The sequence below is a fragment of the Hyalangium sp. genome, from assembly GCF_045802625.1.
Classification (GTDB): domain Bacteria; phylum Myxococcota; class Myxococcia; order Myxococcales; family Myxococcaceae; genus Hyalangium.
Map to the genome: position 1 here is coordinate 137701 of NZ_JBJMQP010000190.1, position 6000 is coordinate 143700.

Here is a 6000-nt window from a genome sequence, read left to right on the forward strand (position 1 = left end):
TGGTGTCCACCTGGAGCCTGCTATCAAAAACAGGGAGTTGGACTCGCATGTCCGCGAATTCGGGCTGCTGCCGCTTGGGAACACAGGTGCAACCGAACAGGCTCGCCAGTGACTTGCACGGACCGTGAGCACATCCCGTGAACAACATGGCTATCACGATCAGCAGCACTCTCATGCGTTCACTCGGAGCGGAGTAGGAGCCATGGCCGGAGACCCTAGGTTTCGATGATGGAGACTTCCAATTTGCCGGTCTTGGCATTTCGCCTGTAGTCGACCGTGGCGACGTCGTGAGATTGCCACGTCCCCTGGGCATCCAGGGTCCACATCTGCACCTTGCGCGAGCGGGTGCTGAACTGGAAGAAACCGTCACAGGTGGGTTCGTCACGGTCCTCCCGTGAAAAGAAGGCCGCCATTCCCAGCCTGATCTCGCCGTTGTCGTGGAGGGCCTCCTGGAGGTACTGCTCCGTCTCGACAAGGTAGATGATGTCTTCCTTGGTGAAGACGCGCGGAGATGGGTGGCTGTGGATCGCGAAGACGTATTTGATCCGCTTGTCCGGATCTTGGGGATCATCGGCGTACCGAGCGTCGATGACGCGACGAGGTAAGGTGCAGAAGCGATTGCCTGACGAGCTGTTCTGGGTCTCGGGGGTCGCAATCAGGCTCGTTTCGTACAGGCCAGCGGGCGTGTGATAGATCCAGGCGCAGTACTCGGTGGATTCGTCCTGGGAGTACTGGACATAGACATCGCCGAATCGCTTCATGTCCACCTTGCGCTTGGAGGCGCCAGGCAGGGCCATCAGGCGCGGGCAGGCATGAACCAAGGCCTCGAAGTACGTGGGGAATGCGCCGCCCTTGAGCGGGGCCGGGAGTGCGTATTCGTATCCCACAGGAGGCCGCTCCGCGGGGATCACGACGACAGCTGGCGGCAGCGAGGGGGCGCAGCTCGTCGTCAGCAGGCCTGCCGCCAGGAGCAGGCGGCCTATTTGGGGTTGGATCACTGCGAGCCTCTGCGCACATGACGGTAGTTGCCCTACCTGCGCTCATGCAACGAGGGATGATAACGTCTCCCCACTTTAGAAAGGGGAACGATGGGTCACGAAAAGCCGGTCGAGCCGTTTTCGGATCTCCACCGCGAGGGCGATCACGTCCGCGCAACGCTGCTGCATGATCCCACTGTCGAAGGCCTGGACATGGCCATCTACATGGACGCCTCTGGCAGCATGCGCGAGGAGTACGAGTACAAGCGGCCCTCTCGCAGCTTTCTGGAGTGGCTCCGCAGCGCTCCGCTGAAGGAGGCCTCCAACCAGGTCGAGCCCCAGGTTCAGTGGATGCTCGAGTACCTGGCCACCAAGGATCGCAACGGCATGCTCCGCGTCGCCTACTGGGCCTGCGGCCCCATGGGCAAGGACGTCGAGGTGATCGGCGAGCTCAAGGGCGTCGACGTCAAGCAGTACAAGTTCCCCGGAGCCACGAGGCTCGGGAGCGCCACCAGCCTGCTCCCCGCCATGAAGGACTACGTCCGCTACCTCAAGGAGCAGCTCAAGCAGGGTGCCAAGCGCGGCTGCGCGGTCATCGTCACCGACGGCCGGCTGAGCGACGCGGACGACGTCCAGGTGTACTCCGCCGAGGTCGCCCGGGAGATCGCCGCCGGCCGCCTGCCGCGGATCAACTTCATCCTCGTGGGGGTCGGTGACGACGTGGATGAGGAGCAGCTCGAGGAGATCGCCCACACCGAGTACAAGGGCGTGGGCCACCTCTGGTGCCACCGCATCGCCTCCGAGATCACCCAGGTCGCCGAGCTGGTGGCCGTGCTCGTGGACGAGAACATGACAGTCGCCGCTGGCGGCACCATCTATGACGACCGCGGCAAGGTGCTGAGGAGCTACGAGGGCCGCCTGCCCGCGGTGCTCGAGTTCGATGTGCCCGAGGGCGCCAAGAGCTTCATCCTCGAGGTGAACGGCCAGCGCTACACGCAGCCGCTCCCCGACGAGGAGCACCACGACGAGGACCACCACTGATGGCTGGCCACGAGGTCATCGTTCGTCCCTTCTCCGACGTTCACCGGACGGGCAACAAGGTGGTTGCCACGCTCCTGCACGATCCCACCGTGGAGGGCCTGGATGTGGCCCTCTACATGGATGGCTCGGCGAGCATGGAGAACGAGTACGGCCCGCGTGGTGTGCTCGCCAAGCTCGCGCCCGTGAAGAACCAGGTCGAGCCCCAGATGCGGTGGATGCTCGAATACCTGGCCAGCAAGGACCGTGACGGCAAGGTGCGCGTGGCCTACTGGGCGACCAGTGATGGCGCCCAGCTGGAGCTGGTGGGCGATCTCACCGGCCCCGAGGCCAAGGACTATCGCTTCCCCGGCCCGAAGTTCTACGGCAAGGCCACGGTGATGCTCCCGGTGCTCCGCGACTTCGTGGCGCACATGAAGCAGCAGATCCAGGTGGGCGCCAAGCGCGGCCTAGCGGTGATCATCACCGACTCGCAGATCTCCGATCCCAACGACGTGCGCGCCTATGCCACGCAGGTGGCCAAGGAGATCGTCGCGGGCCGGCTGCCTCGGATGAACTTCGTGTTCGTGGGCGTCGGCAGCAGCGTGGACGAAGAGCAGATGGAGGACATCTCCCACGAGACGTATCCGGGCGTCGGTCACCTGTGGTGCCACCGGATCGCCGACCGCCTGGAAGAGATGGCCGAGCTGGTGGCCGTGCTCGTGGATGACACGATGACCGTGGCCGCTGGCGGCACCATCTATGACGAGGGCGGGAAGATCCTGAAGGCCTATGAGGGCCGCCTGCCGGCGGTGCTCGAGTTCGAGGTTCCGTCCACGTGCAAGGCCTTCACCCTCGAGGTCGCGGGACAGCGCTTCACCCAGCCGATCCCTGAAGAGCACGAGGACGAGCACCATGACGAGCAGGAGGAGCCAGCGTCGGAGCCAGTGAGCGCTCCCGCGGCTTCTCCCGCCCGTTCGCATCGCGGTCACCGCCACTAGGGAGCGACATGTCGCAGCCGAAGAAGTTCGCCCGGCTTACCGGGATCTCCGCTGGCCCTGCGGCCCAGAGCGCTCAGGGCCAGGGCGTGCGCGTGAAGCACGAGCACGGTCCGGAGTGCAATCACGACCATGACCACGGACATGCGCACGGCCATGAGCACCACGGTCATGACCATCACGGCCATGATCACCATGGGCATGACCACCATGGCCATGATCATCATCACCCGTCCCGGCCGATCCGGCCTCCCGGGAACCGGCCGGCGGAGGGTGGGGGAGTGGCGCTCCAGCTCGATCTGGAGGGCACGCTCCCGGGCGAGACGGATGACATCGGGCGCTTCGAGAAACTCGAAGATGCCCTCGAAGCGCAGCGCGGCATCATCGATGTCCACCTCCGGCGGGATCTCGGCTACCCAGAGGTCTGCATCCACTATCAGCCCGAGCTGGTGACCGCGGCGCAGTTGCTGGCGCTCGCGCAGAGCACTGGCGCCGGGGTGGCCGCTCGCTACAAGCAGTTCACCTGGTTCGTGCGCGGGATGAGCTCGGCCGATGCGGCGACGGTGATCGAGACCGCTGTCAGCCGGATGAAGGGCGTGCTCTCCGCCAGCGTGGCGTATGCCAGCGAGCGCCTCGTCATCGAGTACGACAGCGAGGAGCTCTCGCTGGGCGACGTCGAGGCTCGCGTCACGGCGCTCCGCTACGGGCTGGAGGTCCCCTCCGCGGGCCATGCCTGCTCGCACCACGCGCATGGGGGCGGTCTGGCTCCCAAGCTCGAGCTGCCGCTGGTGGTGGCCTCGGGGGTCCTCCTCGTCACTGGCTGGCTCGTCCAGCGGTTTGCGCCCGTCCCCGCTCTGGTCCCCACGCTCATCTGGGCGCTCGGCATGGCGAGCGGTGGGTTCTTCGCCATCCGCGGCTCCATCCAGTCGATTGCCCAGCTCCGCATCGACATCGAGACGATGATGGTCGTGGCGGCCCTCGGCGCGGCGGTGCTCGGCGCCTGGTTCGAGGGCGCCTTCCTGCTCTTCCTGTTCAGCGCGGGCCATGCGCTCGAACACCGGGTCATGGATCGGGCTCGCCGGTCCATTGAGGCGCTCGGGGAGCTGCGCCCCGAGGTGGCTCGGGTCCGGCGCGGTGGCGATGTCGTCGAAGTTCCCGTGAGCGGCGTGCAGCGCGGGGAGCGCATCGTCGTCCGGCCCGGAGACCGGGTGCCCCTCGATGGCGTCATCCGCGAGGGCAAGAGCTCGCTCGAGCAGGCCGCCATTACCGGCGAGTCCCTCCCCGTGCCCAAGAAGCCCGGCGATGAGGTGTTCTCCGGCACCATCAACTGCGAGGCGCTGCTGGAGATCGAGGTCACCAAGCTCTCCTCGGAGTCGGTGCTCGCCCGGGTGGTGGACATGGTCGCCCAGGCCGAGGCTCAGAAGGGGCCCAACCAGCGCTTCGCTCAGCGCCTGGAGCGCACCTTCGCGCCGCTCGTCGTGATCGCCGCCGTGATCTTCCCAGTGGTGCTCGTGTTGCTCGGCACTCCGGTCAAGGAGGCCGTGCTGCGCGCCGTGGCGCTGCTCGTCGCGGCCTCTCCCTGTGCGCTGGCCATCTCTACTCCCTCCGCCGTGCTCTCCGCCGTGGCGGCGGCGGCTCGCGGGGGCGTGCTCATCAAGGGCGGCATCTACCTGGAGCTGCTCGGCGGCGTCCGCGCCATCGCCTTCGACAAGACGGGCACCCTCACCGTGGGCCGTCCCAAGGTGCTCGCCACTTCACCGGCGCCGGGAGTGGCTCGCGAGGAGCTGCTCGCCACCGCCGCCGCGGTCGAGTCACTCTCCGCCCACCCGCTGGCTCGGGCCGTGGTGGACGCCGCCGCCGAGCAGAAGGTCCAGCTCCCCGTGGGCAAGGATCTCGAGGCCATTCACGGCAAGGGCATCCGCGCGAAGATTGGCGAGGACTCGGTGGAGGTCGGCAGCCTCGCGCTCTTCGAGGGCGAGTCCGTGCCGGCCGAGATTGGCGCGGAGGTGCGGAAGCTCGAGGAGGCCGGGCAGACCACGATGGTGGTGCGCAAGGCGGGGCGCTACCTGGGAGTGCTCGGGCTGGCGGACACCGTTCGCAGCGGCGCGCGCCATACCGTCCAGCTGCTCAAGCAGGCTGGCATCCAGCGCACGGTGATGCTCTCCGGCGACAACGCCCGCGTGGCTCAGGCCATTGCCGCCCAGGTGGGCATCGACGAGGCGCGGGCTCCGCTGATGCCTGCCGACAAGGTCACCGCCGTCCGTGAGCTCGGCAAGCAGGGCGCGGTGGCGATGGTGGGGGATGGCGTGAATGATGCTCCCGCGCTCGCCGCCGCCGCTGTGGGGGTGGCCATGGGCGGAGCGGGCTCGGATGCCGCGCTCGAGACCGCCGACGTGGTGCTGATGAGCGATGACCTCTCCAAGCTGCCGTTCGCGCTGGGGCTCTCGCACAAGGCCACCGGGGTGATGAAGCAGAACCTGGTGATCGCGCTGGGAGTCAGCGCCGTGCTGATTGTCGCCGCCATCCTCGGGCTCACCCAGATCAGCCAGGCCGTGGTGTTCCACGAGGGCAGCACGCTCCTGGTGGTCTTCAACGGGCTGCGGTTGCTCACCTATCGGCCTCCGGCTCCGGCGGCGCTGCCGGTGGCGGCTACAGGGGTCCAGTCCGCGGCGGGCTAGCCGCAATGGCAAACATGCGGGTGAAAGGCCTGGGTGGCAGGTGCTCTGCCGGCGCGGGTCTGTCCGAACTGGTCTGACAGCCAGACAGGTTTGGCAAGAGCTCACCCCGGGGGAACCCGGTTGGCATACTCGCCATCCAGAAAGCACTCATCCTGGCGGTAGGCGCTTCTTCATCCTCAGCAGGCCGTACGCCGCCAGGGTGGAGGAGTCCTTGATGCGGCCCTCGAGCACGTGCGCCTCGAACTGCTCGAGGGTGACTCGGGTGCACACCAAGTCGCTCTCCTCGGGCTCCAGGCTCTGTGGACCCTGGGAGAGCTCCTCTGCCAGGAA

The 6000-nt window shown here is 67.0% G+C and carries 5 protein-coding genes and 1 pseudogene; 3 read left to right on the plus strand and 3 right to left on the minus strand.

Going from position 1 to position 6000, the window contains the following annotated elements:
• Positions 1-215 precede the first annotated feature (215 nt).
• On the minus strand, positions 216-998 hold the full coding sequence (locus ACJ8AT_RS32280; RefSeq protein WP_407741787.1) for a hypothetical protein: 783 nt from the start codon (positions 996-998) through the stop codon (positions 216-218).
• A 90-nt stretch (positions 999-1088) separates the two neighbouring features.
• Between ACJ8AT_RS32280 and ACJ8AT_RS32285 the strand changes: the two genes are divergently transcribed.
• Both ACJ8AT_RS32285 and ACJ8AT_RS32290 read left to right on the plus strand, forming a co-directional pair.
• Positions 1089-2018 (plus strand): vWA domain-containing protein, encoded by a 930-nt coding sequence (locus ACJ8AT_RS32285; protein ID WP_407741788.1) that lies wholly within the window; start codon positions 1089-1091, stop codon positions 2016-2018.
• A complete protein-coding gene (locus ACJ8AT_RS32290) occupies positions 2018-2995 on the plus strand; it encodes a vWA domain-containing protein (RefSeq protein WP_407741789.1) in 978 nt (325 codons plus the stop codon). Before ACJ8AT_RS32285 ends, ACJ8AT_RS32290 begins: the two co-directional genes overlap by 1 nt.
• Here ACJ8AT_RS32290 and ACJ8AT_RS32295 read toward each other — a convergent pair.
• On the minus strand, positions 2992-3219 hold the full coding sequence (locus ACJ8AT_RS32295; RefSeq protein ID WP_407741790.1) for a hypothetical protein: 228 nt from the start codon (positions 3217-3219) through the stop codon (positions 2992-2994). The genes ACJ8AT_RS32290 and ACJ8AT_RS32295 overlap by 4 nt on opposite strands.
• Before the next feature lie 54 nt (positions 3220-3273).
• Between ACJ8AT_RS32295 and ACJ8AT_RS32300 the strand changes: the two genes are divergently transcribed.
• Positions 3274-5670, plus strand: a complete 2397-nt coding sequence (locus ACJ8AT_RS32300) for a heavy metal translocating P-type ATPase (RefSeq protein WP_407741791.1) — start codon at positions 3274-3276, stop codon at positions 5668-5670.
• 147 nt (positions 5671-5817) lie between these two features.
• Here ACJ8AT_RS32300 and ACJ8AT_RS32305 read toward each other — a convergent pair.
• A pseudogene (locus ACJ8AT_RS32305) lies at positions 5818-6000 on the minus strand (ADP-ribose pyrophosphatase); the annotation flags it as partial.